We start from the raw sequence: 24620 nt of genomic DNA, 5'->3' as shown, positions 1-24620 counted from the left end.
GTCAACCACTGTACGGACGGTCCGCCGCGTACGGGACCCACTGCACCCACCCGGCCGGGTGACGAACCCGCCGAAAGCACCGGCGCCGCGAACCGGGGCGGCGGGCGAACGCCCTGGTCAGCGTCCGAAACTGGCCAGCTTGGCGCGGAGCTGGAGAACGGATTTGGTGTGGATCTGGCTCACCCTGCTCTCCGTCACGCCCAGTACGTTGCCGATCTCCGCCAGTGTCAGTCCCTCGTAGTAGTAGAGCGTGACGACGGTCTTCTCCCGGTCGGGCAGGGTGTTGATGGCCCGGGCCAGGAGTCTGCGCAGCTCCCGGTCCTCGGCGACCTCGACGGGGTTGTCGGCGGCCGTGTCCTCCAGGGTGTCCATCAGGCTCAGCCGGTCGCCGCCCTCGCCGCCGACGTGCAGCAGCTCCTCCAGGGCGACGACGTTGGCCAGCGACAACTGGCTGAAAACGGCGTGCAGTTCCTCCACGGCGATGCCCAGCTCGGAGGCCACCTCGCTCTCCGAGGGGGTGCGCCGCAGGCGTGCCTCCAGCGTCGCGTAGGCGCGCTCGACGTTGCGGGCCTTCTGCCGGACCGACCGGGGGATCCAGTCGAGGGCGCGCAGCTCGTCGATCATGGCGCCCCGGATGCGGGTGATCGCGTAGGTCTCGAACTTGATCTCGCGCTCGATGTCGAACTTCTCGATCGCGTCGATCAGTCCGAACACCCCGGAGGAGACGAAGTCGGCCTGTTCGACATTGGCCGGCAGGCCCACGCTGACCCGGCCCGCGACGTACTTCACCAGCGGCGAGTAGTGCAGGATGAGCTGCTCGCGCAGCCGTTCGTCACCGGTCGACTTGTACGACCGCCACAGCTCGTCGAGTGTCGAGGGAGCGGGCGGGCGCACGCTGCCGCCTTCGCGGGCGGCTCGCGGGATCGCCGTCCGGTCGGACCCGGAGGTGTGCTGGGGCATGCGTCGCCTTGTGCCGTTCTGCCGTGAACTGGGGTGCCTGGGTGTCTGTCGGCCTCATGCCGAGATGGTGTGCCTGCTTCGGATCCTCGTGAGCGTAGCGTGACTGGACTGTCGCAGTGCGCGAAGGGCGAGCTGTCACCCGGACGCGAACGGCTTCCGCGCGCCGGGTCCCGATGTCCCGCCGGTCGCCGTGTGTGACCACCGGGATCCGCCAACTGCGGTAATCCGCAAGGGTGTCGGTGTTCCCCCGGACGGCCGAATACGCTCGGTCAGCGGCCCTCCCGGTCGTCACGGACGGAGGTCGTCGCCTGGCGTGTCAACTTCCAGCCGTCGCCGTGTCGTTCGACGAATCCAAGTGCTCGGAGTTCGTACAGTCTCCCGACCGCGTCGTCCGTGCTGGTGGCCGCGGTGCGGGCGATCTCGGTGACGGGGGCCGGTCGCCGCGCGGGCAGGGCGGCCAGCACCCGCTTGGCGCCCGGCGCCAGGAGGTCGCGCGGCAGCACGGGCCCGCGCCGCTCCGGTGCCAGCTCGCCCATGTCGCCGGCCAGTTCGGCGACTTCCGCCGCGTCTGTGACCAGGACCGCTTCCCCGCGCAGCAGTTCGTGCACGCCGGCGGAGAGCGAGCTGGTGGCCGGCCCGGGCACCCCCATGGTGAACCGCCCCAGCCGCTGCGCCGCACGCGCGGTGACGAGCGCCCCGCTGCGGTACGCGGCCTCGACGACCACGGTGCCCCGGGTGAGCGCCGCGATGACCCGGTTCCGCAGGATGAACCTGCTCGGCGTGGGATGCTCGCCAGGCGGCAACTCCCCCACCACGAGGCCCTGTTCCGCGATCCTGGTGATCAACTGGGTGTGCCCGCGCGGGTAGGGCCGGTCGACTCCGCAGGCGAGTACGGCGACGGTGGCGCCGCCCGCGCCGAGGGCGCCCCGGTGGGCGGCGCCGTCGATGCCGTACGCCCCGCCGGACACCACCACCCAGCCCCGCTCGGCGAGCCCGGCGCCGAGGGTGGCCGCCATGTGCGCGCCGTACTCGGTGCAGGCCCGGGCGCCGACGACGGCGACCGACCGCAGTGCCCATATCCGCAGGCTGGACGTCCCGCGCACCCACAGCCCGATCGGGCGCCCGTCCTCCAGGTCGTCCAGTTGGGCAGGCCACTCGGGGTCGCCGGGGCAGACGTACCGCACGCCGGCCTCCCGCGCCCGGGCGAGGTCGCGCTCGGGGTCGGCCCGCTCGGCCCTCGCCCGCAGTCCCGCCCACCGCGCGTCCGTCATCCCGCGCGGCCGGCCCTCCCCGCCGGACAGCCATCGCACGGCTTCCCGGGGGCCGGTCTCCCGGATCCAGCGTCCGCAGACCTCGTCGCCGGGTTCCACGACCCGGGAGAGGAGGACGCGTGCCCCGCGCTCGTGGTCCGTCATGCCGGTGAGCCGATCGCCATCGGCACCCCGCGCGGAACGCCGGTGCGCAGTTGCAGGGCCAGGGCCACATCCCCGGCGTCGGGCCGGTCGTGCCCCGACAGGTCCGCGACCGTCCACGCGACACGGAGCACCCGGTCCAGGCCGCGGGCCGTGAGCACCCCGCGCTCCAGGCCCCGTTCGGCTTCGTCCATCGCACCCGGCACGGCCTGCCACCGGCTGCGCAGCTCGCGTCCCGGGATCTCGCTGTTGGTGTGCCAGGGCGTCCCCGTGAGGCGGGCGGCGGCTCGCTCGCGGGCGGTCCGCACCCGCTCGGCGACCGCCTTCGTGGACTCGCCCTGGGCGCCGCGCGCGGTGAGTTCGGACCGGGTGACCGGCTCCACCTCCACGCGCAGGTCGACGCGGTCGAGCAGCGGTCCGGACAGTCGCGCCTGGTAGCGGCGGATGACGGAGGGCGGGCATTCGCAGAAGTCGTTCGTCACGCTGAACCGCCCGCACGGACAGGGGTTGGCGGCGAGGACCATCAGGAACTTCGCGGGGAACCGCACGACCCCGGCGCTGCGCGCGATCACCACGTGTCCCGCCTCCAGCGGCTGGCGCAGCGCGTCCAGCACGAAGCCGCTGAACTCCGGCGCCTCGTCCAGGAAGAGCACCCCGCGATGTGCCAGGGAGACCGCGCCGGGCCGGGCGAGGCCCTTGCCGCCGCCGACGAGGGACTGCATGGTCGCCGAGTGATGGGGCGCGCAGTAGGGGGCGATGTCGACCATCGGCTTGCCGGGCGGGAGCAGGCCGGCGACGGAGTGGATCGCCGTCACCTCCAGGGACTCCTGCCGGGACAGCCGGGGCATGATGGACGGCATCCGCTCGGCGAGCATCGTCTTGCCCGCCCCCGGTGGGCCTTGCAGGAAGACGTGGTGTCCGCCGGCCGCCGCGACCTCCATGGCGGTGCGGGCCGACAGCTGGCCGACGACGTCGGCGAGATCGTGCCCCTGGTCGTGTTCCGGGATGGCGATGCCGCACAGGCCGGTGGCCTCGCCCGTCCCCGGCACGCGCAGGCCGGCGAGCAGCGGGTCGGGGCGGCCCTGCTCGTCGGGGTTCTCCTCGGGCACCGGTTCGTCCGCGAGCACCGCGATGAGCTGGCGCAGGCTGCGCACGCCCAGCACCGAGACGCCCGGCACCAGCGAGGCCTCGGCCGCCGCGCACTCCGGGACCACCACCTGCTCGTAGCCGGCGTCGGCCGCCGCGAGCACCGCCGGGAGGATGCCCCGGACCGGCCGCACCCGGCCGTCGAGCCCCAGCTCCCCGATCATCACGATGTCGGCGAGCACCCGGGGGTCGATCCGCTCGGCGGCGCCCAGCACGGCGCACGCGACGGCGAGATCGAATCCCGACCCGCCCTTGGGCACGGAGGCCGGGCTGAGTCCCACCGTGAGCTTCTTCTGCGGCCAGGCGGCGCCCGAGTTCACGACCGCCGCCCTGACCCGGTCCCGGCTCTCGGTGAGGCTCTTGTCGGGGAGGCCCACCAGTGTGAACGCCGCGACGCCCGGCTCCAGGTCGGCCTGGACCTCCACGACGACGCCCTCCACGCCCACCAGCGCCACCGAACACGTACGCGCGAAGCCCATCTCAGGCCACCCCCCGCGCGTGCTCGACCACGGGCGCGCCGCGGTCGGGCAGGACGATGCCGATCAGGTCGATGCGGACACCGCCGGGCGGCGCTCCCCCGTGTTCCTGGAGCCAGCGCTCGGCGAGGCCCCGCAGTCGCGTGGCCTTGGCCGGTGTCACGGCCGCCATCGGATGCTGGAAGGCGCCCGCCCGGCGGGTCTTGACCTCGCAGAGCACGAGCGCGTCGCCGTCCCGGGCCACGATGTCGATCTCGCCGGTCCTGCCGCACCGCCAGTTGCGCGCCAGGACCGTCATTCCGGCCTCGGTCAGCCGCCGGGCGGCCAGATCCTCGCCGTACCTGCCCAGGGCGCCGCGCGCGTTCCCCGCACTCCCGGCGCTCCTCGTAGTGCCCGCCTTCGCCTCGCCCGCCTTCGCCTCGCCCGCGTTCGCCTCGCCCTCGTTCGCCGCGTCGCGCGCGTTCTTCGCGGGCCCTGTGTTCCCCGTCTTCCGTGCCTCGGTCGTCTTCATGTCGGCACCACCTCCGGCACCCACCCTGAGGCCGCGCCGCGAGGCTTGTGGATCTTGGTGGACAGACCGGCGACTGTGGAGAAGTCCGTCACCCGGACGTGTCACCCGGGCACGTCACGGCGGGCACGTCACGGCGGGAACGGCGAGGGCCGGGAACCCCTCGGTCCCCGGCCCGTGAGCCCCTGTCCGGCAGGCCCCTACGTCAGTCGGCCGCCCGGCCGCCTCGGATTCAGCCGCCCGGCAGCTCCAGATCGCTCTTGTTCAGCTCCTCGATGTTCACGTCCTTGAATGTCAGGACGCGTACCTGCTTCACGAAGCGGGCGGGCCGATACATGTCCCACACCCAGGCGTCCGCCATGGACACCTCGAAAAACACCTCGCCCTGGACCGAGTGCACCTGCATCTCGTAGTCGTTGGTGAGGTAGAAGCGCCGTTCGGTCTCGATCACATATTTGAACAGACCGACGACATCGCGGTACTCCCGATAGAGCTTCAGCTCCATCTCGGTCTCGTACTTCTCGAGGTCCTCGGCGCTCATGGCATGTTCCCCTTCAGCCGTGCGTCCCCCTATTGTGCGCCAGCCCCGGGAACCCCTAGACGATTTCCGTGTCGAGGATCTCGGGCGTGGCCGGGGGACCCTCGTCGAGCAGCCTGCGGAGCAGCCCGGCGAGCTTGGTCGGATACACCGTCTCATGTGCCTCGGCCAGTTCCCGGCACGTCCACCAGCGCGCTCCGACGACGCTGCGGCGTTCCAGCTCGGTCAGGGCGGTGGCGGCCGTGGCCGTCTGGTTCGTACGGGCCAGGAAGTACCACTCGTCCTGGTCCCAGCGCCGTCCGGCGAAAGGGAACGAGCAGATCCGCTGCCACAGCACCGGCCCCAGCTCGACCTCGGTGATGCCGGTCTCCTCCCGGAGTTCGCGCAGCGCGGCCTGCTCCCGGGTCTCGTCGCCTTCGAGGCCGCCGCCGGGGGTGAACCACCAGTCGTCCGAGGGGTCGTCCGGCTCGTGCCCGTGCAGCAGCAGGACCCGGTCCCGCGGATCGAGCAGGACGACCCGGGCGACCTGGCGCAGGCCCCGCTCGGCGGCCTCCTCGACGCCCGTCGGCTCCGGCTCAGCGGGCACCGGCGGACCCCGTCTTCGCACGGGAGCGCCCCGCCCGCTTGGCGAGCGGACCGTAGGCGGCGCCGCCCAGCACGAGCACGGCGCCGGCGATCACCGCGGCGACGATCGTGCGAAGCGGGCCCGGATGGGACAGCGGGCCGAGCGTCTCGAAGCCCGTGGGGCGTTCGAGCATGCCGTCCATGGGCCAGGCGACGGCATCCACCCGGGCGGACACGGCGCTGCGGGCGACGGTGCCGCCGGCGGCGTCCGAGAGGTGGGCGGTGGAGTCGAGGGAGCCCTGCCGTTCGTCGCCGAGCAGGAAGAGACGGCCCTTGGGGACCTTCACGGTGGGGAAGTTGGTGATCTCGGCGAGGCTGCCCTCGGGCAGGTACGGCTCGGCTATCTGCTTGCCGTTGACGGTCAGCCTGCCCTTGGTGCAGCAGGAGACCGTGTCACCGCCGACGGCGACCACCCGCTTGACCACGGAGGCGTTGGTGACCCACGCCTTGTCCTTGAAGACGACGACATCACCTCGGCGGACCTCGTCGCCGTCGATGCGCTGCGCGAGGACCCGGTCGCCCACCTTGATGGTCGGCGCCATGGAGCTGGTGGGCACGGTGTACGGCAGATAGACCACCGCACCCCAGACGAATCCGCCGAGGAACAGCACCAGGCCCAGCGCCACGGCCAGCCCGGACAACCGCTGTCCGACCTTGCCGCCCGCCTGGTCCCTGGCCGCGCCACCGCTGCGCGGGGCCGTACGTGTTGCGCTCTCGCCACCCATGGGTCCGCACCCTACCCGGGGGTACGGTCCCCGGTCAGCCCATGGTTCGGCCAACGATCACGGTCCAGGACACCGAGCCGGAGGACCAGTGAAGATCGCCGGTGAGCCGGTGAGCCGGTGGACCTGTGAGCCGGTGAGCCGGTGGACCTGTGAGCCGGTGAGCCCGTGGACCTGTGGGCCGGTGAGCCGCTGGGCCGTATGACCGGAGGCACGCCCGCCGAGCCCACGGGCCCGTGCCGGAACGAGCGGGGGCCGGCCGCTCCGGAGATTCCCGGGTCGGCCGGCCCCGAAGGCCGAAGCACACCTGTGGCGCTCGGTCCGTCCTTGGACGGACTGCTCGGTCCGTCCAAGGATCGTCGTCAAACCGTAAACCGTCAGGCCGTCAGGCCGTCAGACCGTCAGACCGCCTGCTCAGTCGTCCTTGGACGCCCTGCGCTTGCGGCGCACCAGCACGAGCGGCACCGCGCCGACGAGGGCGACGGCGCCGGGCGCCGTGATCGCCGCGGCGGACTGGGTGTTCAGGCCGGACTGGTCGAAGGTGTCCGGGACCGGCAGGGTGCCCCAGCGGTTGAGCGGCCAGGCCTTGACGATGGCGCGGCCGACGACGTCGTCCACCGGGACCATGCCGTGGTGCTTGTCGGCCTGGTTGTAGCGGGAGTCGCGCGAGTTCTGGCGGTGGTCGCCCATCACCCAGATCATGCCCTTGGGGACCTTGACCTTGAACTGGCCGCCCTCGTCGTCCTGGCTGCACGGGGTGTTCCCGGCGTAGACGTACGACGCCTCGTTCAGCGCCTTGCCGTTGACCACCAGCGGGCCGGTGCCCTTGCACTCGATCGTGTCACCCGCGACGCCGATGACGCGCTTGATCAGGTCCTTCTCCTCGGCGGACGGCATCAGGCCGATCCAGCTCAGGAAGGTCTGCAGGGCGTTCGGATCGGCGGTGGGCTCGCCCGCCAGCCACTTGTCGGGGTCGTGGAAGACGACGACCTCACCGCGCTCGGGCTCCGACCCGAACCACGGGGTCAGCTTGTCGACCAGGACACGGTCGCCCTGCTGGAGGGTGTTCTGCATCGAGTCCGAGGGGATCGAGAACGCCTGCACCAGGAACGTCTTGATGAGCAGCGCGAGGACCAGGGCGATGCCGATGAGGATCGGCAGCTCCTTCCAGAAAGAGCGCTGCTTCCTGGACTTCGGGTCCTGCTCGGAACGCCCGGTCGAGGCGTCACCGCCCTCGGAACCGCCGGAACCCGACCCGTCCGCTACGCCGGGGGCAGCCGCATCGTCGGGCCGCTCCGGCTGCCCTTCGGGACCATCGTGTCCGGACCGTGCGCCGACCGCCACATCCCCCACATCCACTCCTCACTCCGTGCCGCTGCCCGCGCCGTATTCGGCGCAGGCCCACCACTCCCATAACGAGCGGGAGTTCCGCAGGGGTCGGGAGCGGGATCAATCCGTCTGGATCCGCAGGGGCCACCCTATGCGACAGCGCCGAAGGGGCGGCCGACGCTTCAGGCGCGTCGGCCACGGTCGAAAACGTGCTCGGCTCCCGCAGCCGGGTCCAGTGGCCGATGGGCCATCCGATGACCATGGCCCGGCCCACGACCGACTTCTCCGAGACCGTACCGCTGAACTTGTCGGTCCGGTGGTACCGGGAGTCCGCGGAGTTGCCCCGGTGGTCGCCGAGGACGAACAGCCGCCCCTCGGGAACCTTCACCTCGAAGCGCAGCTCGGAGGGTTTGTCACCCGCGAAGATGTACGGCTCGGTCAGCGGGGTTCCGTTCACGGTCACCCGGCCCTGTGCGTCGCAGCACTTGACCGTGTCGCCGCCGACGCCGACGACCCGCTTGATGAGGTCCTTCTCGTTGTCCGACGGCAGCAGGCCGATGGCGGTCAGCCCCTGCTTGAACTGCTTGACGACCACGGGGTCGTCCTTCTTCTTGGCCTCCTCGGCGGTGAGCCACCCGCCGGGGTCCTGGAACACGACGACGTCACCGCGCTTGGGCTCGGAGCCGAACCACGGGGTGAACTTGTCGACCAGGACCCGGTCGCCGATCTGAATGGTGTTCTCCATCGAACCGGACGGGATCACGAAGGCCTGGACGAGAAAGGTCTTGAGGACCAGGGCGATCAGCACGGCGACGCCGACGAGGAGCGGTATTTCCTTGATCGCGGAACGCCGTCGGCGCCGCTTGATCTTGCGGGCGAGCTTGCGCCGCTCGACCCGGCTCGGCCGGGCGGCTCCGCCGGAGGCGCGGCGGGTGCCGGTGGGCAGCAGGTTCTCGGCGGCACTGGCGGGGGCTCCGCGCGGTCGCCCCCGGTTACCCATGCGCACCGCCCGCGGCGGGCACGCGCGCGTAGGCGCCGGGACGGGTCAGCCGGGTCCAGTGGCCGGCGGGCCAGGCGATCCAGTCCGCCCGGCCGATCACGTCACCGACGGGGACCATGCCGCCGCCGGGCGAGCCCAGATGGTCGCGGGAGTCGCTGGAGCGGCTGCGGTGGTCGCCGAGGACGAAGAGGGAGCCGTCCGGCACCACGACGTCGAAGGGCACGTCCGAGGGGCTGTCGCCCCGGTGGAGGAAGGCGGACTCGTCGACCGGCCGGTCGTTCACCTTGAGTCTCCCCTCCCTGTCGCAGCAGACCACGTGGTCTCCCCCTACCCCGACAACGCGCTTGACGTAGTCGGCGCTCCCGAAATAGCCGGTGCCGTCAAACACGACGACATCGCCCCGCCGCGGTTCGGAACCGAAACGGTACGCCAACTTGTTTACGAGAACGCGGTCCCCGATCCTCAATCCGGACTCCATCGAACCGCTGGGAATCTCGAACGGCTGCATCACGAAGCGGCTGACCAGGAGCAGGAAGACCAGGCAGACCAGCACGGTCAGGGTGATCCGCCCGCCCGGGACCCGGCCGGCGATCCGGTCGGCCAACGAGAAGCGCGACCGGCCCTCCGGCCGCTCCGGGTCCGAGGTCTCCTCGGATGCGGAAGGGCGGGAGGAGCGGTCGCGCTCCACGTGCTGTGCTTCGGTGTCCATCGGGGCCAGATGGTATCGGGCCTCCATGAGACGCCTTCTTACCGGCTTGGCAAGACTTGTCTGCTTGGCGAGACTTGCCGACTCGGCAAGACGTACCGGCTCGGGCAAGACGTACCGGCTTGGCGAGACGCCTTCTTCCCGACGGGACGATGACGCCTTCCCACCGACTCGGCCGGCCACGGCGGACCGTGGCCGCACGAGATCAGTTGTCGCGCTTCTCCTTGATCTTCGCGGCCTTGCCGCGCAGCTCACGGAGGTAGTACAGCTTCGCGCGGCGGACGTCACCGCGGGTCACGAGCTCGATCTTCTCGACGATCGGGGTGTGCACCGGGAAGGTGCGCTCCACGCCGACGGAGAACGAGACCTTGCGGACCGTGAAGGTCTCGCGGACGCCGGCGCCCTGGCGACGGATGACAACGCCCTTGAACTGCTGCACACGGGAGCGGTTGCCCTCGATGACGCGGACGTGGACGTTGACGGTGTCACCCGGACGGAAGGCCGGGATGTCGGTGCGCAGCGACGCGCTGTCGACGGTGTCGAGCAGGTGAGACATTGTGTCTGCTTTCTTCGTCGATGCCACAGGTCATCGACGGGAGATAGATTCCAGGATGGTGCTGCCTCGTCGGGACGGGCGTCGTGTCCCCCTGTGGCAGGGGCGCACGCCGGACGACAAAGAGCAGCGGCCTATTCTTCCACGGCCTCGGGGCTGCGCCCAAATCGGCCGTCGGGACCCGGCTGCCAGCCCAGGATCGAGAGCATCTCGCGGTCCTTCTTGTCGAAGGCGGCGGGGTCGCAGCGCTCGATGAGGTCGGGCCGGTTCGTGGTCGTACGGCGCAGGGCCTCGTCGCGGCGCCAGCGGGCGATCTTCCCGTGGTGGCCGCTGACCAGCACGTCCGGGATCTGCCGGCCGCGCCACTCGGGGGGCTTGGTGTACACCGGGCCCTCCAGGAGGTTGGCCATGGATCCTGGGGCGAAGGAGTCGTCCCGGTGCGACTCGGCGTTGCCGAGCACACCCGGCAGCAGCCGGGCCACCGCCTCGGTGACGACCAGGACGGCCGCTTCGCCGCCGGCGAGCACGTAGTCGCCGATGGACACCTCGTAGACGGGCATCCGGGTCGCGTACTCGTCGATCACGCGGCGGTCGATGCCCTCGTAGCGGGCGGGGGTGAAGACCAGCCAGGGGCGCTCGGAGAGTTCGACGGCGAGTTGCTGGGTGAACGGGCGTCCGCTGGGCGTGGGGACGACGAGGACGGGCCCGTGGGAGCCGCTCTCGTAGCCGTCCGCGAGGGCGGAGTCCAGGGCGTCGCCCCAGGGCTCGGTCTTCATGACCATGCCGGGGCCGCCGCCGTAGGGGGTGTCGTCCACCGTGTTGTGGCGGTCGTACGTCCAGTCCCTCAGGTCGTGGACGTGCACGTCGAGCCGGCCACGCGCGCGTGCCTTGCCGACGAGCGAGACGTTCAGGGGTTCCAGGTACTCGGGGAAGATCGTGACGACGTCGAGCCGCATCAGGCGCCCGCCCCCGCGGAGTCCCCGTCGCCGGCCGCGCCCTTCGCCGGCCCGCCGCCGGGGGCATCGCCCCCGGCGCCCTCCGTGTCCTCGCCGTCTTCGGCGTCCCCGTCCTCGGCGTCCTCGCCGCCCTCCGCGTCTTCGCCGCCCTCCGCGTCCTCGGCGTCCCGGGAAGAGGCGACCTCCGCGCGGTCGTCGATCAGGCCGGGCGGCGGGTCGATGACGGCGCGCTGCTCCTCCAGATCGATCTCGACCACGATCTCCTCGACGAACGGGATCAGCACCTCGGTGCCGTCCGCGCGCTCGACCACGAACAGGTCCTGCGAGGGCAGGTGCGAGATCTCGGTGATCCGGCCGACCTCGGCACCGTCGGTGGTGACCACGTCCAGGTCCATCAACTGGTGGTCGTAGTACTCGTCCGGGTCCTCCGGGGTCTCCTCCGGGTCGACCTCGGCGATCAGCAGGGTGTTGCGCAGCGCCTCGGCGCCGTTGCGGTCGCGGACGCCGGCGAAGCGCAGCAGGAGACGGCCGCTGTGCACGCGGCCCGTCTCAATGGTCAGCGGTCCGGCGGAGGCCGGATCGGTGAGCAGGACGGCACCGGGCCCGAGCCGAAGCTCCGGCTCGTCGGTGCGGACCTCCACGGTGACCTCGCCCTTGATGCCGTGGGCGCGGCCGACGCGAGCGACTACGAGCTGCACTGTGCTTGATCTCCTGTCGTGTACCGGCGGCGGTGCTTCGGATACGGGTGCGCAGACGACTACGGGCCGGGGACGGCTCGTAAGCCCTCCCCGGCCCGAGCCGGTGCTGCCTGTGCTACGTCAGCGGACGTGGTCCACGTCGACGAGGTCGACGCGGACACCGCGGCCGCCGATGGCGCCCACGACGGTCCGCAGGGCGCGCGCGGTGCGGCCGTTGCGGCCGATCACCTTGCCGAGGTCGTCGGGGTGCACCCGAACCTCGAGAACGCGTCCGCGGCGCAGGTTGCGCGAGGCGACCTGCACGTCGTCGGGGTTGTCGACGATGCCCTTCACGAGGTGCTCGAGAGCCTCCTCGAGCATGCTCAGGCCTCGGTCGACTCGGACTCGGCCGGAGCCTCGTCCTTCTTCTCAGCCTTCTTCTTCTGGGTGATGGCCTCACCCTTGCCCGTGTCCTCGCCACCGAGGGCGTCGAACAGCGGGCGCGCGGCCTTCGGCTCGGCCACGAGCAGCGGAGCAGGGGCCGGCAGGCCCTTGAACTTCTGCCAGTCGCCGGTCAGCTTCAGGATGGCGAGCACGGGCTCGGTCGGCTGCGCGCCGACACCCAGCCAGTACTGCGCGCGGTCCGAGTCGACCTCGATGCGCGAGGGGTTCTGGACCGGGTGGTACAGACCGATCTCCTCGATGGCCCGGCCGTCACGGCGGGTACGGGAGTCGGCGACGACGATGCGGTAGTGAGGCGAACGGATCTTGCCCAGACGCTTCAGCTTGATCTTGACTGCCACGGAAGTGGTGTCTCCTGGTCTTGACGGGGTTGGACACGACGAGATGGCCGCGTGGGGTTGCGGTACCCGAGTGTCCGATGGACGCGTCAGCCGGAGGAGAGAGGGGTCCTGTGCGGCCGTCGAGTACAGCTAGCCATTCTGCCACATCCCGTGGAGGGGCCTGACCGGGGGTGAGCCGGCCCACACCTGAGGGGCACCCGGCGCTCCCGGGTGCCCGTCGGGTGGCGCCGGCCCGGTGCGGCCGGGGCGGTCACCGCCGGCCGACGGCGCGCGCACGCGTGCCTCCTGAAGTCCCGCACCGCCCTGGGACGGTGCGGGAGGCACGACCGCCCGCGGGCCGCGTGTGCTGTCCGGCACCCACGAGATGCCGGGGTAGCACCCGGGTCAGCCGGCCGCCGCGCCGACCACCTCCGGAATCCGGAAGGGCTTGCCGCACCCCCCGCACACGATCGGCGCCTGCGCGAGGACCGAGGGGACGACGCGGACGTTGCGCCCGCAGTCGCAGACGGCCTTGACGCGGACGCCTCCCCCGGAGGAACCGTGCCGGGCGGCGGGGCCGCGGAAGGAACGGGCGGTGTCGGCGGCGGTGGCGGCCGTGTGGGCCTTCAACGCGCGCTGGAGCCGCTCGATGGTCGGACGGTAGCGGCGCTTGGCCTCGGGGTTGAGCGTGACCAGGGAGAAGCCGCTGCTGGGATGCGGTTCCTCCGGGTGGTCGAGGCCCAACTCCTCGGCGATCGCCAGGAATCTGCGGTTGTGATAACGGCCGGCGCGCGAGGTGTCGCGGACTCCGCGGGCGGCGGCGATGCCGTGGACTGCTTCGTGAAGCAGTCGCTCGAAGGAGAGTTCGTGTCCGCAGGCGGACGACGACTCCCCGATCAGGGACTCTGGCGCGGCAAGATCGGGCAGCTCGGGGTGGTGCCGCTGAATGTCGGCCCACGCCCCTGCCAGCTCTGCGGCGAGAACAGGTGGTGTCGTGCTCACGTAATGACAACGAGCGTGGGTGCCTCTGTGTTCCTATTCCGGGGCATCCCAAATAATTTGCACGTACCCGTCAGTTGCCGCTGATGCGTCCTGACGAGGGCGGGTGCGCTGATCTGCGGAGAAGCATCACAGCTCATACCAAGGCGGTACGTAGGGTCACGTACGCCCCGGCACGTAGACGGTGTCCGCGTGCCGGGGGGCCTGTGGTCGGCCGGTGCGCAAGAGGTGTTTCGGCCGCCCTCCCTCGCCATGGGGGCGCGGCGCCGACGCGGCGGGCGGGGTGCCGGCCCGGTGAGCGCGGCGCCCGCTCAGTAGGCGCGGGCGACGACCGCGACGTTACCCGGTGCGTCGTCCGCGCCGGGCACCGACCCGTCCTCGGCGACCAGGCACCGTACGGTCACCGCGTGCTCGGCGAGCCGGGACTCGCCCTCCTCGCCGAGGTCCGCCCACGGGATGCGCGCCCAGCCGCCCGCGACGGCGGCCTCCACGGCCTCCTCGACGGTCGACACGTCGGACGTACGGGACTCGCGGCGCTCGCGGGACTGCCGCAGCAGCAGCGCCTGGTCCTCCTCCAGGATGCCGGGGAGCAGCGCGGCCAGCGCGTCGACGGCGACGGGTTCCTTGCCGCTGGGGATGCGCCGGGCCAGCATCGCGGTGCCGCTCTCCAGGTCACGGGGGCCGACCTCGACGCGTACCGGCACGCCCTTGAGTTCCCAGTCGACGGCGCGGCGCCCGAAGGGGGTGTCCGTGCGGTCGTCGACCTGGACCCTTACGCCGGCGGCCTTCAGGCGGTCGCCGATCTCGTGGACCTTGGCCAGAACCGCTTCGTCGCCCTTGATGGCGAGGACGACGACCTGGACGGGGGCGAGGCGCGGCGGCACCCGCAGCCCGTTGTCGTCGCCGTGCGACATGATCAGGCCACCCACCATGCGGGTCGAGGAGCCCCAGGAGGTCTGCCAGACGAGTTCCTGCTGCCCGTCCCTGGACAGGTACTGGGTGTTGAAGGCCTTCGCGAAGTTCTGTCCCAGCTCGTGGCTGGTGCCCATCTGGAGGGCCTTGCCGTCGCCCATCATGCCTTCGAGCGTGAGGGTGTTGATCGCGCCCGCGAACCGTTCGCTCGCCGTCTTGCGGCCGAGGACGACGTCGATGCCGAGGACGTTCACCATGAAGTCGGCGTACACCTCGCGGTGGATGTACGCGGCGTAGTCCCGGGCGTCCTCGTAGGTGGCGTGGGCGGTGTGGCCCTCCTGCCAGAGGAACTCGGTCGTCCGCAGGAACACCCGCGGGCGCATCTCCCAACGGACCACGTTCGCCCACTGGTTGATCAGCAGCGGCAGATCGCGGTAGCTCTGCACCCACTTGGAGAAGTACTCGTTGACGATCGTCTCGGAGGTGGGCCGGACGACGACCGGCTCCTCCAGCTCCTTGCCGCCGCCGTGCGTGACGACCGCGAGCTCGGGCGCGAAGCCCTCGACGTGCTCCGCCTCCCGGGTCAGGTACGACTGCGGGATGAACAGCGGGAAGTACGCGTTCTGGGCACCCGCCTCCTTGATGCGGGCGTCCATCTCCTGCTGCATCCGCTCCCACAGCCCGTACCCGTACGGCCTGATGACCATGGTGCCGCGCACCGGGCCGTTGTCGGCCAGCTCGGCCTTGTTGATCAGGTCCTGGTACCAGCGCGGGAAGTCGTCCGCCTGGGGCGTGAGAACGGGTGCCTTTGCCATGCCGCGATGGTACGGGCCCACGTTGCCGGGATGTGAATTCTCGCGGCCTTCGTGACCGGGGAGCAAACAGGCCCCCGCAACCCCTGGACGGCACGACGAGCCCGGAGTTACCTGACATACGGGGGGAGTGCGGGCCTACTGCGCGGGGGCGAAGGAATCAGGGCCCGGCGGCAACTCTCGGCTGATTGGGGCACTTTCGATGACACCGACGCTCGTGCGGCAGCACCTTCCTCACGCGGGCCCACCGCCCCGTACGGACCGTGCTGCACGCGCGCGTGACTGGGCCGAGATCCAGGAGCGGATGCTGGTGCCGCTCTACGAGGCCGTCCACGAACGGCTCGAAGTGGGCGCGCGGACACGGCTTCTCGGGCTCGGCTGCGGGGCGGGACTCGCCCTGCTGATGGCACGTTCCCGTGGCGCGGCGGTCACCGGGGTCGACTCCGCGTCACCCGAACGGCTGACGCTCGCACGGGAGCGGTTACTGCCCGGGGACCGGGGGAAGCGGGCGCAACCGCCGACCCGGCTCGTGTCCGGGCCGCCCGGCGACGCGGCCACCGGGCAGGAGCCGCCGTACAACCTGGTGACCTCCTTCGAGCCGATCGGCTGTGTGGCCGGCGACTCCGAGGGGCTCGCCGCGCAGCTCGCGCAGGCGGCGCCGCTGGCCGGCCGCGGGACGCCCGTGGTGCTCGTCGGCTGGGGCCCGCCGGAGCGGTGCAGCACCTCGGCCGTGCTGCGGGTGGCCCGCAAGCTCGCCGATCCGCTGCGCACCGCGCCCGCCTGGCGGGCCGCGCGGCGCGACGACCTGGAGGACGTGGCCCAGCGGGCCGGGCTGCGGCCGGACGGCTCGGGCCGGGTGGCCTGCCCGTTCGGGTACGCGGACGTCGACAGCGCCGTACGGGGGCTGCTGTCCACGGGGCTGTTCGACGCGGCGGTCGACGCGACCGACCAGGCCCAGGTCGACAAGGAGGTCGCGGAGGCGCTGCATCCGCATCTGCGCCGGGACGGCACGGTCTGGATGCCCAACGTGTTCCGGTATCTGATCGCCCGGACGGTCTGAGCGCCCGGACGGTCTGAGCGCCCGGACTGTCTGAGCGGACTGAGCGTCTGAGCGGACTGAGCGGTCCCCGGCCGTCCGGGGCCGGGCTGGCGCGTCGGCCGGGTCAGTCGTCGTCCTTCGTCATCCGGGGCACACCCGCGATCCGGTACGCCTCCGCCTCGTCCAGCGTCTCGTTCGCGAGCAGCGCCTCGGCCAGGGCGTCCAGTTGGCCCCGGTGTTCGCGGAGTTTGGCGCAGGCCTCCTCGTAGCACTCGTCGACGATGCGGCGCATCTCGTGGTCGATGGAGTCGAGGGTGCCCGGGGCCGCGGCGAGGCCGTAGGCCTGCGTGGCGTCGTCGGGCAGGGCGGACAGGCGGCCGACGCGGTCGCTCATGCCCCAGCGGGCGACCATGCCCCGGGCGAGCCGGGTGACCTGTTCGAGGTCGCTCTCCGAGCCGGTGGTGATGACGTCGTAGACGACGTGCTCGGCGGCCATACCGCCGAGGGCGCCGATGATCCGGCCGCGCAGATACTCCTCGGTGTACGAGTACCGGTCCGCGTCCGGGGTCGAGAGGGTGACGCCCAGCGCCCGGCCGCGCGGCACGATGGTGATCTTGCGGACGGGGTCGGCGCCGGGACGCAGCATGCCGAGGAGGGCGTGGCCGCTCTCGTGGTAGGCGGTGCGGCGGCGTTCGTCGTAGGGCATGACGAGCGGGCGTTCGGCGCCGAGCTGGACCTTTTCGAGCGCTTCGGACAGGTCGCCCTGGGTCACCTGGTCCTGCTGGCGCTTGACGGCGAGGAGGGCGGCCTCGTTGGCGAGGTTGGCGAGATCGGCGCCGGTCATGCCCGGGGTCGTCCGGGCGACCTGCTCCAGGTCCACGTCGGGGGCCAGCGGGATCTGCCGGGTGTGGATCTCCAGGATCGCCTCCCGGCCGTCGCGGTCGGGCGGCGAGACGCTGACCACGCGGTCGAAGCGGCCGGGGCGGGTGAGGGCGGGGTCGAGGATGTCGGCGCGGTTGGTGGCGGCGATGACGATGACGCCCTCCGAGCCGGAGAAGCCGTCCATCTCGGTGAGGATCTGGTTGAGGGTCTGCTCGCGCTCGTCGTGGCCGCCCATGCCGGAGCCGCCCGCGCGGGCCCGCCCGATGGTGTCGATCTCGTCGATGAAGATGATCGAGGGGGCGACCTTGCGGGCCTCGGCGAACAGTTCCCGCACCCGGGAGGCGCCGACGCCGACGATCATCTCGATGAACTCGGAGGCGGACGCGGAGAAGAACGGAACGCCCGCCTCCCCCGCGACGGCCCGGGCGAGCAGCGTCTTTCCGGTGCCGGGCGGGCCCGCGAGGAGGACGCCACGGGGCATCTTGGCGCCCATCCTGCGATAGGCGTCGGGGTTCTTGAGGAAGTCCACGACGTCGTTGAGTTCGCCCGCCACCTCGTCGATGCCGGCCACGTCGGCGAAGGTCGTCCGCTTGCCGCCGGGCACCAGTTCGACCGGCTTCGGGGGTGCCTTGCGGCCGAGCATGCCGCCGGCGCCGCCCATGCCGGAGCTGAGCCGGCGGGCGATGAAGACCCACAGGACGACCAGCAGCAGCATCGGGGCGAGCGAGATCAGCAGGTTGGAGAGCAGGCTGCGCTGCTGGACCACGGGCGAGGCGGTCACCGTGACGTCGTGCCGCTCCAGGTTCTCCCAGAGCTTGTCGTCCGCGAAGACCGGGCGCTGGGTCTTGAACTTGGTGTATTTCCCGTCGCCGTCGGGGTTGTCGCGGGACTTCTTGAGCTGCCCCTGGATCGCGTCGCCCTTGGAGTAGATCTTGGTGACGTTGCCCTCGCCGACCTGCTTGCTGAACTCGGTGTACGAGATCGTCGGCTCGTCGCCCTCGTTGAAGAAGGACAGCACCAGGTTGGCGATCAGGAACACGACGAGCGCGGCCAGGATCAGGCTCCACCAGCCGCCGGGCATCTTCCGCCGGCCGGAGGGCGGCGGCGCCGGCTCGGGCGGGGTGCCCTCGGTACGCCACGGCTGGTCAGGCGCCTTGCGCGGCGGCACGGGGTTGCTCATATCCGGACGTTACGACACAAGACGTACGGCGGCACCCGCGCTCGTGGCACCGGACCGCCGCCGCTCGGAGCCGACCGGGGGCGTCCCTCTCCGGAGGGACGCCGCCAGCGGCGTCACGTGAACGGGCCGGCGTCAGCCCATGAACTTCTTGAACTCGTCCGGCAGTTCGAAGTTCTCCTGGGCGCTCTGCTGCGGGAGGCCGAAGGCATTGCCGCCCTGGGCGGCGGCCTCGCGGCGGGCCGCCTCCTCTTCCTCCTGCTGCTTGCGCTTCATCGGGTTGCCGGAGCGCTGCTTGCCCTTGGCCTGCTTCTGCTTCTTCTTGGTGCGGCCGGGGCCGCCACCCATGCCCGGCATCCCCGGCATGCCGGGCATCCCGCCGCCCTGGGCCATGCGGGACATCATCTTGCGGGCCTCGAAGAACCGCTCGACCAGGCCCTTGACCGCGCTGACCTCGACACCGGAACCCTTGGCGATACGGGCGCGGCGCGAGCCGTTGATGATCGTCGGCTCCTGGCGCTCGGCCGGGGTCATCGACTTGATGATCGCGGCCGTACGGTCGACGTCGCGCTCGTCCAGGTTGTTGATCTGGTCCTTGATCTGGCCCATGCCCGGGAGCATGCCGAGCAGCTTGCTGATGCTGCCCATCTTCCGGACCTGCTCCATCTGGGCCAGGAAGTCGTCCAGGGTGAAGTCCTGGCCCTTCTTGGACGCCAGCTTGGAGGCCATCTTCTCGGCCTCTTCTTGGCTGAACGTCTTCTCCGCCTGCTCGATCAGGGTGAGCAGGTCACCCATGTCGAGGATGCGGGAGGCCATCCGGTCCGGGTGGAAGGCGTCGAAGTCGTCGAGCTTCTCGCCGTTCGACGCGAACATGATCGGCTTGCCGGTGACCGAGGCGATCGAAAGGGCGGCACCACCGCGGGCGTCACCGTCGAGCTTGGAGAGCACCACGCCGTCGAAACCGACGCCGTCCCGGAAGGCCTCGGCGGTGTTGACCGCGTCCTGGCCGATCATCGCGTCGACGACGAAGAGGATCTCGTCGGGGCTGACGGCGTCGCGGATGTCCGCGGCCTGCCGCATCAGCTCCTGGTCGATACCGAGGCGGCCGGCGGTGTCCACGATCACGATGTCGTGGACCTTGGTCTTCGCGAACTCGATGGAGTCCTTGGCGACCTTGACCGGGTCGCCCACGCCGTTGCCCGGCTCGGGCGCGTACACGGCGACGCCCGCCCGCTCGGCGACGACGCTGAGCTGGTTCACCGCGTTCGGGCGCTGGAGGTCGGCGGCGACGAGGAGCGGGGAGTGCCCCTGGTCCTTGAGCCACTTGCCGAGCTTTCCGGCGAGGGTGGTCTTACCGGCGCCCTGGAGACCCGCGAGCATGATCACGGTGGGCGGGTTCTTGGCGAACCGCAGCCGGCGGGTCTCGCCGCCCAGGATGTCGACAAGCTCGCTGTTGACGATCTTGAGGACCTGCTGGGCGGGATTCAGCGCCTTGGAGACCTCGGCGCCGAGGGAGCGCTCCTTGACGTTCTTGATGAAGGTGCGGACTACGGGGAGCGCGACGTCGGCTTCGAGCAGGGCGATGCGGATCTCGCGCGCCGTGGCGTCGATGTCCGCTTCGCTCAGCCGGCCTTTCCCACGCAGGTTTTTGAAAGTCGCGCTAAGGCGATCGCTGAGAGTGTCGAACACGGCGGCGTCGGTCCTCGTGGTCGGGGGTCTATGTGGGCTGCCTTCCAGAGTATCCGGCGCGGCAAGCGAATCATCCCCGCCCGCTGGACAAGCGCGGGCGGGGACCGGCGCGTGCCCGGCGGACACGCGCCCGGGCGGTCACTCCCGCAGCGCCTCCTCCAGCGCCCGGGCCACCGAGAGCGCCTCCTCCGGCGGGAGGGGCGCGCCCTGGGTCCCGGTGACGTAGAAGGCGTCCACGGCGTTCGCGCCGAGGGTGGAGACGTGCATGCTGCGGACCCGGACGTGCGCCTTCTCCAGGGCGAGGGCGTGTCCGATGCGGTGCAGCAGGCCGGGGGCGTCGTGGGCGCGGACCTCGATGACGGTGGCGTGCCGGGAGGCGGCCGGGGCGACCGTCACGCGCGCGGGCGGGGCGACGGTGCCGCGCCGGCGCGGGTAGGCGGCGTCGCGTTCGGCGAGCCGGGCGGCGATGTCGAGGGAGCCGTCCAGCGCGCGCACCAGGTCGGCGCGGAGCCGGGTGGCCTGCGGCAGGGAGCCGTACTCGGCGGCGACCCGCCAGTCGAGCAGCAGCACCGAGCCGGGGACCTCGTCGGGCAGGTCGAGGGCGCGCAGCCCGGCGGTGCGGACGGTCAGCCGGTGCATGGCGAGGACACCGGCGACGGCGGGGAGCACGCCGGGCTGGTCGGGGACGGCGATGAGCAGTTCGACCCCGAGCGGTTCGGGGTCCTCCGGCACCGCCTCGGTCTCGGGGTCGACGGGCTCGGTCTGGGCGCGCAGGGCGAGGACGGGTCCGCCGGTGCGGAACGCCTCGATGGCGAGCCGTTCCTGCTCGGCCGTGGGCGCCGCCGCCTCGGGCTCCTCGGGGGCGTCCCCGGCGAGCACGGCGGCGACCCGTTTGACCAGGTCGGCGACGAGGGAGCCGCGCCAGGACGACCAGGCGGCGGGGCCGGTGGCGAGGGCGTCCGACTCGGTGAGCGCGTGCAGCAGTTCGAGGGTGCCCTGCGAGCCGACGGCCTCGGCGACCGAGCGGACGGTGGCGGGGTCCTCCAGGTCACGGCGGGTCGCGGTGTCGATGAGCAGCAGATGGTGCCGTACGAGAGTGGCGAGCACGGCGACGTCCGCGCGGTCGAAGCCGATCCGGGCGGCCACGTCCCGGGCGATGATCTCGCCGGCCACGGAGTGGTCCCCCGGCCAGCCCTTGCCGATGTCGTGCAGCAGGGCGGCGACGAGGAGCAGGTCGGGGCGGCCGACGCGGCGGGTCAGTTCGGAGGCGCGGACGGCGGTCTCGATGAGGTGGCGGTCGACGGTCCAGATGTGCACGGCGTTGCGCTGCGGCCGGCAGCGCACCCGCTCCCAGTCGGGCAGCAGCCTGGTGATCAGGCCTTCGGCCTCCAGGGCCTCCCAGACGTCGACGGTCGGGCGGCCCGAGCCGAGGAGGGTGACGAGCTGTTCGCGTGCCTCGGCGGGCCAGGGGGTGGGGAGGGGGCGCGCGGCGGCGGCCATCCGCCGCACCGCGTGCAGGGACAGCGGGAGGCCGGCCTGGGCGGCAGCGGCGGCGGCGCGCAGCGGCAGGACCGGGTCGCGTTCGGGGCGGGCGGCCCGCGCGAGCACGACCTCGCCGTCCATCTCGACGACGCCCTCGGCGAGCGGGGAGCGTTCGGCGGCGGGTTTGGGGCCGCCGCCCAGCATGGCGCGCAGCCGGGGCCGTACGGCGCGCGACCGCAGCACGCGGCCGACCTCGCGCCAGGTGACGTCACTGGCGTAGGACACGACGCGGGCGGCCTCGTAGACCTGGCGGAGCAGGGTGTCGGCGTCGAGCAGGCCCAGCTCGGCGGCCACCTGGTCCTGCTCCTGGAGGGCGAGGCGGTCGGTGGCGCGGCCGGTGGCGAGGTGCAGGGCGTCGCGGACGTCGAGGAGCCGGCGGCGGGCGTCGGAGAGCCCTTCGCGGGGTGCGTCGGCGAGCCAGGACGCGGCGACGGCGCGCAGGGCGGTGGCGTCGCGCAGCCCGCCGCGCGCCTCCTTCAGGTCCGGTTCGAGGAGGTACTGCAGTTCGCCCTGGCGTTCGGCGCGCTCGGCGCACAGTTCCTGGAGTTCGGGCAGCCGTTTGGGCGCCTGGTTGCGCCAGTCGGCGAGGATCGCGGTGCGCAGTCCGGCGGTGAGGCCGAGGTCGCCGGCGAGGTGGCGGGCGTCGAGCAGGCCGAGCTGGACCTTGAGGTCCTCGCCGGCGGTCTTGCGGGCCTCGGCCGGGGTGCGGACGGAGTGGTCGAGGGCGAGGCCGAGGTCCCAGACGGGGTACCAGATGCGGTCGGCGAGGGCGGCGACGGCGCGGGAGTCCCCGCCGTCGTGCAGGAGCAGCAGGTCGAGGTCGCTGCGCGGGGAGAGTTCACCGCGTCCGTAGCCGCCGACGGCGACGAGGGAGACCCCGCGCAGGCCCGTGGAGCCGGCGGTGAACAGGCCGGTGAGCCAGTCGTCGGTGAGTTCGGCGAGGGCCGCACGGCGCGGCGGCCCGGACCGCGCCCCCTCCTGGAGGAGTCGCAGCCGGGCCGCCGCGTAGCCGCTGGGTCCCGAGTCCTCTGCTTCCGTACGTGTCTCGGTACTCGTCACCCAGCGACTCCTGTCTTTCTTCCTCTGTCGTGCCGGTCGGTGTTCGGCCGGTCAGAGCGCGTCCGGGCCGCGCTCCCCGGTCCGGACCCGGACCGCCGACTCGACCGGGACGGACCACACCTTGCCGTCGCCGATCTTTCCGGTGCGGGCGGCCTTCACCACGACGTCGATGAGCTGTTCGGCGTCGTCGTCCTCGGCCAGCACCTCGATGCGGATCTTGGGGACGAGGTCCACGGTGTACTCGGCGCCGCGGTAGACCTCGGTGTGTCCCCGCTGCCGACCGTAGCCGCTGGCTTCGGTGACCGTCAGTCCGTGAACCCCGAAGGCCTGGAGGGCCTCCTTGATCTCGTCGAGCCGGTGAGGCTTCACGACGGCGGTGATGAGCTTCATGCGTCCACCTTCTTGGCGTCCGTGTCGGCCGGGGCGGGCACGGCGGTCCGGGCAGCGGCGCCGCCGCCGGCGCCACTGAAGTCGTATGCGGTCTCGGCGTGCTCGGCCTGGTCGATGCCGGCGATCTCCTCGTCCTCGCTGACCCGCATGCCGAGGGTCTTGTCGATGAGGAGGGCGAGGATGGCCGAGGCGACCAGAGAGTAGCCGAGGACGGCGAAGACGCCGGCGCACTGCTTCCAGAACTGGCTGAGGCCGCCGCCGTAGAAGAGGCCCTCGACGGTGGACTGGCCGTGGCCGGTGGCGAAGAAGCCGATGAGCAGGGAGCCGATGACACCGCCGACGAGGTGGACGCCGACGACGTCGAGCGAGTCGTCGTAGCCGAAGCGGTACTTCAGGCCGACGGCCATGGCGCACAGGACACCGGCGATGGCGCCGATCGCGATGGCGCCGAGCGGGGAGATCGCGCCGCCGGACGGGGTGATGGCGACCAGGCCGGCGACCGCGCCGGAGGCGGCGCCCAGCGTGGTGAACGCGCCGTGCCGGATCTTCTCGTAGGCGAGCCAGGCCAGCATGGCGGCGGCGGTGGCGACCTGGGTGTTGACGAACATCAGCGCGCCCACGCCGTCGTCGTTGCCGAGCCAGGAGCCGGCGTTGAATCCGAACCAGCCGAACCACAGCAGGCCGGAGCCGAGCATCACCAGCGGGAGGCTGTGCGGACGCATCGGGTCCTTCTTGAAGCCGACGCGCTTGCCGATGACGAGGATCACGCCGAGCGCGGCGGCACCGGCGTTGATGTGGACCGCCGTACCACCGGCGAAGTCGATCACGCCCAGGTCGAAGGCCCAGCCGCCGTCACCCCAGACCCAGTGGGCGACCGGGAAGTACACGACCGTCGCCCACAGGGCGATGAACAGCGACCACGCGGTGAACTTCACGCGGTCGGCGAGCGCCCCGCTTATCAGCGCCGGGGTGATGATCGCGAACATGAGCTGGAAGACCAGGAACACGAAGACCGGGATGGTGTAGCCCGGCCACAGCTCCGTGAGTCCGATGTTGCTGAGGCCGACCCAGTCCGAGTTCCAGCCGAAGAACGAACCCTTGTCCGTTCCGAAGGCCAGGGAGAAGCCGTACAGCACCCACAGGATGGTGATGATCCCCATGCTGATGAAGCTCATCATCAGCATGTTGAGGGTGCTCTTGACGCGGACCATGCCTCCGTAGAAGAAGGCGAGGCCCGGGGTCATGATCAGCACCAGGGCGGAACAGATGAGCATGAACCCTGTGTTGGCGGCAGACAGCTTTGGCGCCTCTGCGGCAAGGGTGATGGCTGGTGCCATCGGCGTCTCCTCGTCGTTGGTACGGCCCCGTGCGGGCGAAGCCTGAGTGGGCGTGAGGGGTGGGCCGGTTATGCGCCATGAGATTGGCGCAGCGCGGTTTCCGTCGACGGCCCTCGATGTTTCGCACCAGTGACGAAGGCGCACGGCGTGTTACGCGTTCATGAACTGCCGGATTGTGTTCGCGTCGATCGTTATCGTGACGCAATCTTCGGCGGTGGCCCGCGCGACCCGCTGTGACGGCGTCCGGCAAGCGCCCCGCGAGGCCTTGCGGCGGGCGAACCGCCGGGCACGGCGGAGCATGGAACCGGCCGCGGTGGGCCGTCCGATGACCTGGCATGGGGGAGCCGAGTCGGGCGTTTCGGGACGGCCGGCCGCGGCCGGGGCACGGGGGTG

The 24620-nt window shown here is 71.7% G+C and carries 23 protein-coding genes; 1 reads left to right on the top strand and 22 read right to left on the bottom strand.

What is annotated here, in order from left to right; translation table 11 throughout:
* Nucleotides 1–117 precede the first annotated feature (117 nt).
* The 17 genes from whiG to proS all read right to left on the bottom strand — a co-directional run bounded on the left by whiG (nucleotide 118) and on the right by proS (nucleotide 15115).
* A complete protein-coding gene (whiG, locus tag AB0912_RS15000; RefSeq protein ID WP_366699533.1) occupies nucleotides 118–960 on the bottom strand; it encodes an RNA polymerase sigma factor WhiG in 843 nt (280 codons plus the stop codon).
* Nucleotides 961–1229: 269 nt separating this feature from the next.
* Entirely contained in the window at nucleotides 1230–2375 is a 1146-nt protein-coding gene (dprA, locus tag AB0912_RS14995; protein ID WP_366699531.1) for a DNA-processing protein DprA, read from the bottom strand.
* Nucleotides 2372–3997 carry a YifB family Mg chelatase-like AAA ATPase gene (locus AB0912_RS14990; RefSeq protein ID WP_366699529.1) on the bottom strand — a complete coding sequence of 542 codons (1626 nt, stop codon included), beginning with the start codon at nucleotides 3995–3997 and terminating at the stop codon, nucleotides 2372–2374. The genes dprA and AB0912_RS14990 overlap by 4 nt, the downstream gene beginning before the upstream one ends.
* A gap of 1 nt (nucleotide 3998) precedes the next feature.
* A complete protein-coding gene (locus tag AB0912_RS14985) occupies nucleotides 3999–4505 on the bottom strand; it encodes a YraN family protein (RefSeq protein ID WP_366699527.1) in 507 nt (168 codons plus the stop codon).
* Nucleotides 4506–4734: 229 nt separating this feature from the next.
* Nucleotides 4735–5043 (bottom strand): DUF2469 domain-containing protein, encoded by a 309-nt coding sequence (locus AB0912_RS14980; RefSeq protein ID WP_003965949.1) that lies wholly within the window; start codon nucleotides 5041–5043, stop codon nucleotides 4735–4737.
* Nucleotides 5044–5098: 55 nt separating this feature from the next.
* A complete protein-coding gene (locus AB0912_RS14975) occupies nucleotides 5099–5626 on the bottom strand; it encodes an NUDIX hydrolase (protein WP_366699525.1) in 528 nt (175 codons plus the stop codon).
* Nucleotides 5616–6389 carry a signal peptidase I gene (gene lepB, locus AB0912_RS14970; RefSeq protein ID WP_366699523.1) on the bottom strand — a complete coding sequence of 258 codons (774 nt, stop codon included), beginning with the start codon at nucleotides 6387–6389 and terminating at the stop codon, nucleotides 5616–5618. Before lepB (AB0912_RS14970) ends, AB0912_RS14975 begins: the two co-directional genes overlap by 11 nt.
* A 411-nt stretch (nucleotides 6390–6800) precedes the next feature.
* Nucleotides 6801–7730: a signal peptidase I gene (gene lepB, locus AB0912_RS14965; protein WP_366699583.1), complete on the bottom strand. Its 930-nt coding sequence runs from the start codon at nucleotides 7728–7730 to the stop codon at nucleotides 6801–6803.
* Nucleotides 7612–8715: a signal peptidase I gene (gene lepB / locus AB0912_RS14960; protein WP_366699521.1), complete on the bottom strand. Its 1104-nt coding sequence runs from the start codon at nucleotides 8713–8715 to the stop codon at nucleotides 7612–7614. The genes lepB (AB0912_RS14965) and lepB (AB0912_RS14960) overlap by 119 nt, the downstream gene beginning before the upstream one ends.
* Entirely contained in the window at nucleotides 8708–9424 is a 717-nt protein-coding gene (lepB, locus tag AB0912_RS14955) for a signal peptidase I (RefSeq protein ID WP_366699519.1), read from the bottom strand. The genes lepB (AB0912_RS14960) and lepB (AB0912_RS14955) overlap by 8 nt, the downstream gene beginning before the upstream one ends.
* Nucleotides 9425–9626: 202 nt before the next feature.
* A complete protein-coding gene (rplS, locus tag AB0912_RS14950) occupies nucleotides 9627–9977 on the bottom strand; it encodes a 50S ribosomal protein L19 (protein WP_007384968.1) in 351 nt (116 codons plus the stop codon).
* Nucleotides 9978–10108: 131 nt separating this feature from the next.
* Nucleotides 10109–10930 (bottom strand): tRNA (guanosine(37)-N1)-methyltransferase TrmD, encoded by an 822-nt coding sequence (gene trmD, locus AB0912_RS14945; protein WP_366699517.1) that lies wholly within the window; start codon nucleotides 10928–10930, stop codon nucleotides 10109–10111.
* Nucleotides 10930–11628 (bottom strand): ribosome maturation factor RimM, encoded by a 699-nt coding sequence (rimM, locus tag AB0912_RS14940; RefSeq protein ID WP_366699515.1) that lies wholly within the window; start codon nucleotides 11626–11628, stop codon nucleotides 10930–10932. The genes trmD and rimM overlap by 1 nt, the downstream gene beginning before the upstream one ends.
* A gap of 120 nt (nucleotides 11629–11748) precedes the next feature.
* A complete protein-coding gene (locus AB0912_RS14935) occupies nucleotides 11749–11988 on the bottom strand; it encodes an RNA-binding protein (protein ID WP_003973401.1) in 240 nt (79 codons plus the stop codon).
* A gap of 2 nt (nucleotides 11989–11990) precedes the next feature.
* Nucleotides 11991–12410 carry a 30S ribosomal protein S16 gene (gene rpsP / locus AB0912_RS14930; RefSeq protein ID WP_326785285.1) on the bottom strand — a complete coding sequence of 140 codons (420 nt, stop codon included), beginning with the start codon at nucleotides 12408–12410 and terminating at the stop codon, nucleotides 11991–11993.
* 384 nt (nucleotides 12411–12794) lie between these two features.
* Nucleotides 12795–13391, bottom strand: coding sequence for a hypothetical protein (locus AB0912_RS14925; RefSeq protein WP_355867905.1), 597 nt, complete (start codon nucleotides 13389–13391; stop codon nucleotides 12795–12797).
* Between the two features lie 308 nt (nucleotides 13392–13699).
* Entirely contained in the window at nucleotides 13700–15115 is a 1416-nt protein-coding gene (gene proS, locus AB0912_RS14920) for a proline--tRNA ligase (RefSeq protein ID WP_366699513.1), read from the bottom strand.
* 199 nt (nucleotides 15116–15314) lie between these two features.
* On the opposite strand from proS, the gene AB0912_RS14915 reads away from it, so the two are divergent.
* A complete protein-coding gene (locus AB0912_RS14915) occupies nucleotides 15315–16172 on the top strand; it encodes an SAM-dependent methyltransferase (RefSeq protein ID WP_366699511.1) in 858 nt (285 codons plus the stop codon).
* A 103-nt stretch (nucleotides 16173–16275) separates the two neighbouring features.
* Here the strand turns inward: AB0912_RS14915 and ftsH are convergent, their stop codons facing one another.
* From ftsH to AB0912_RS14890, 5 genes are all read right to left on the bottom strand, one after another.
* Nucleotides 16276–18213, bottom strand: coding sequence for an ATP-dependent zinc metalloprotease FtsH (ftsH, locus tag AB0912_RS14910; RefSeq protein ID WP_366699509.1), 1938 nt, complete (start codon nucleotides 18211–18213; stop codon nucleotides 16276–16278).
* 132 nt (nucleotides 18214–18345) lie between these two features.
* Nucleotides 18346–19899 carry a signal recognition particle protein gene (gene ffh, locus AB0912_RS14905; RefSeq protein ID WP_366699507.1) on the bottom strand — a complete coding sequence of 518 codons (1554 nt, stop codon included), beginning with the start codon at nucleotides 19897–19899 and terminating at the stop codon, nucleotides 18346–18348.
* Nucleotides 19900–20037: 138 nt separating this feature from the next.
* Complete coding sequence (locus tag AB0912_RS14900) at nucleotides 20038–22500, bottom strand: [protein-PII] uridylyltransferase (protein WP_366699505.1); 2463 nt, start codon at nucleotides 22498–22500, stop codon at nucleotides 20038–20040.
* A gap of 51 nt (nucleotides 22501–22551) precedes the next feature.
* Complete coding sequence (locus AB0912_RS14895; RefSeq protein WP_081219652.1) at nucleotides 22552–22890, bottom strand: P-II family nitrogen regulator; 339 nt, start codon at nucleotides 22888–22890, stop codon at nucleotides 22552–22554.
* Nucleotides 22887–24227 carry an ammonium transporter gene (locus AB0912_RS14890; RefSeq protein WP_366699503.1) on the bottom strand — a complete coding sequence of 447 codons (1341 nt, stop codon included), beginning with the start codon at nucleotides 24225–24227 and terminating at the stop codon, nucleotides 22887–22889. The genes AB0912_RS14895 and AB0912_RS14890 overlap by 4 nt, the downstream gene beginning before the upstream one ends.
* Nucleotides 24228–24620: the final 393 nt, after the last annotated feature.

The organism is Streptomyces sp. NPDC007084 (genome assembly GCF_040703595.1).
In the GTDB taxonomy this organism is placed as follows: domain Bacteria; phylum Actinomycetota; class Actinomycetes; order Streptomycetales; family Streptomycetaceae; genus Streptomyces.
This window is presented reverse-complemented; position numbering and strand designations above follow the sequence as displayed.

Coding starts and splice junctions, on each gene's coding strand:
- AB0912_RS14935 (WP_003973401.1), bottom strand. CDS start 11,988: ATGCTCGAGGAGGCTCTCGAGCACCTCGTGAAGGGCATCGTCGACAAC.
- lepB (WP_366699523.1), bottom strand. CDS start 6,389: ATGGGTGGCGAGAGCGCAACACGTACGGCCCCGCGCAGCGGTGGCGCG.
- AB0912_RS14985 (WP_366699527.1), bottom strand. CDS start 4,505: ATGAAGACGACCGAGGCACGGAAGACGGGGAACACAGGGCCCGCGAAG.
- whiG (WP_366699533.1), bottom strand. CDS start 960: ATGCCCCAGCACACCTCCGGGTCCGACCGGACGGCGATCCCGCGAGCC.
- ftsH (WP_366699509.1), bottom strand. CDS start 18,213: ATGAGCAACCCCGTGCCGCCGCGCAAGGCGCCTGACCAGCCGTGGCGT.
- proS (WP_366699513.1), bottom strand. CDS start 15,115: ATGGCAAAGGCACCCGTTCTCACGCCCCAGGCGGACGACTTCCCGCGC.
- lepB (WP_366699519.1), bottom strand. CDS start 9,424: ATGGACACCGAAGCACAGCACGTGGAGCGCGACCGCTCCTCCCGCCCT.
- AB0912_RS14915 (WP_366699511.1), top strand. CDS start 15,315: ATGACACCGACGCTCGTGCGGCAGCACCTTCCTCACGCGGGCCCACCG.
- rplS (WP_007384968.1), bottom strand. CDS start 9,977: ATGTCTCACCTGCTCGACACCGTCGACAGCGCGTCGCTGCGCACCGAC.
- AB0912_RS14895 (WP_081219652.1), bottom strand. CDS start 22,890: ATGAAGCTCATCACCGCCGTCGTGAAGCCTCACCGGCTCGACGAGATC.
- AB0912_RS14980 (WP_003965949.1), bottom strand. CDS start 5,043: ATGAGCGCCGAGGACCTCGAGAAGTACGAGACCGAGATGGAGCTGAAG.
- AB0912_RS14890 (WP_366699503.1), bottom strand. CDS start 24,227: ATGGCACCAGCCATCACCCTTGCCGCAGAGGCGCCAAAGCTGTCTGCC.
- trmD (WP_366699517.1), bottom strand. CDS start 10,930: ATGCGGCTCGACGTCGTCACGATCTTCCCCGAGTACCTGGAACCCCTG.
- dprA (WP_366699531.1), bottom strand. CDS start 2,375: ATGACGGACCACGAGCGCGGGGCACGCGTCCTCCTCTCCCGGGTCGTG.
- AB0912_RS14990 (WP_366699529.1), bottom strand. CDS start 3,997: ATGGGCTTCGCGCGTACGTGTTCGGTGGCGCTGGTGGGCGTGGAGGGC.
- lepB (WP_366699521.1), bottom strand. CDS start 8,715: ATGGGTAACCGGGGGCGACCGCGCGGAGCCCCCGCCAGTGCCGCCGAG.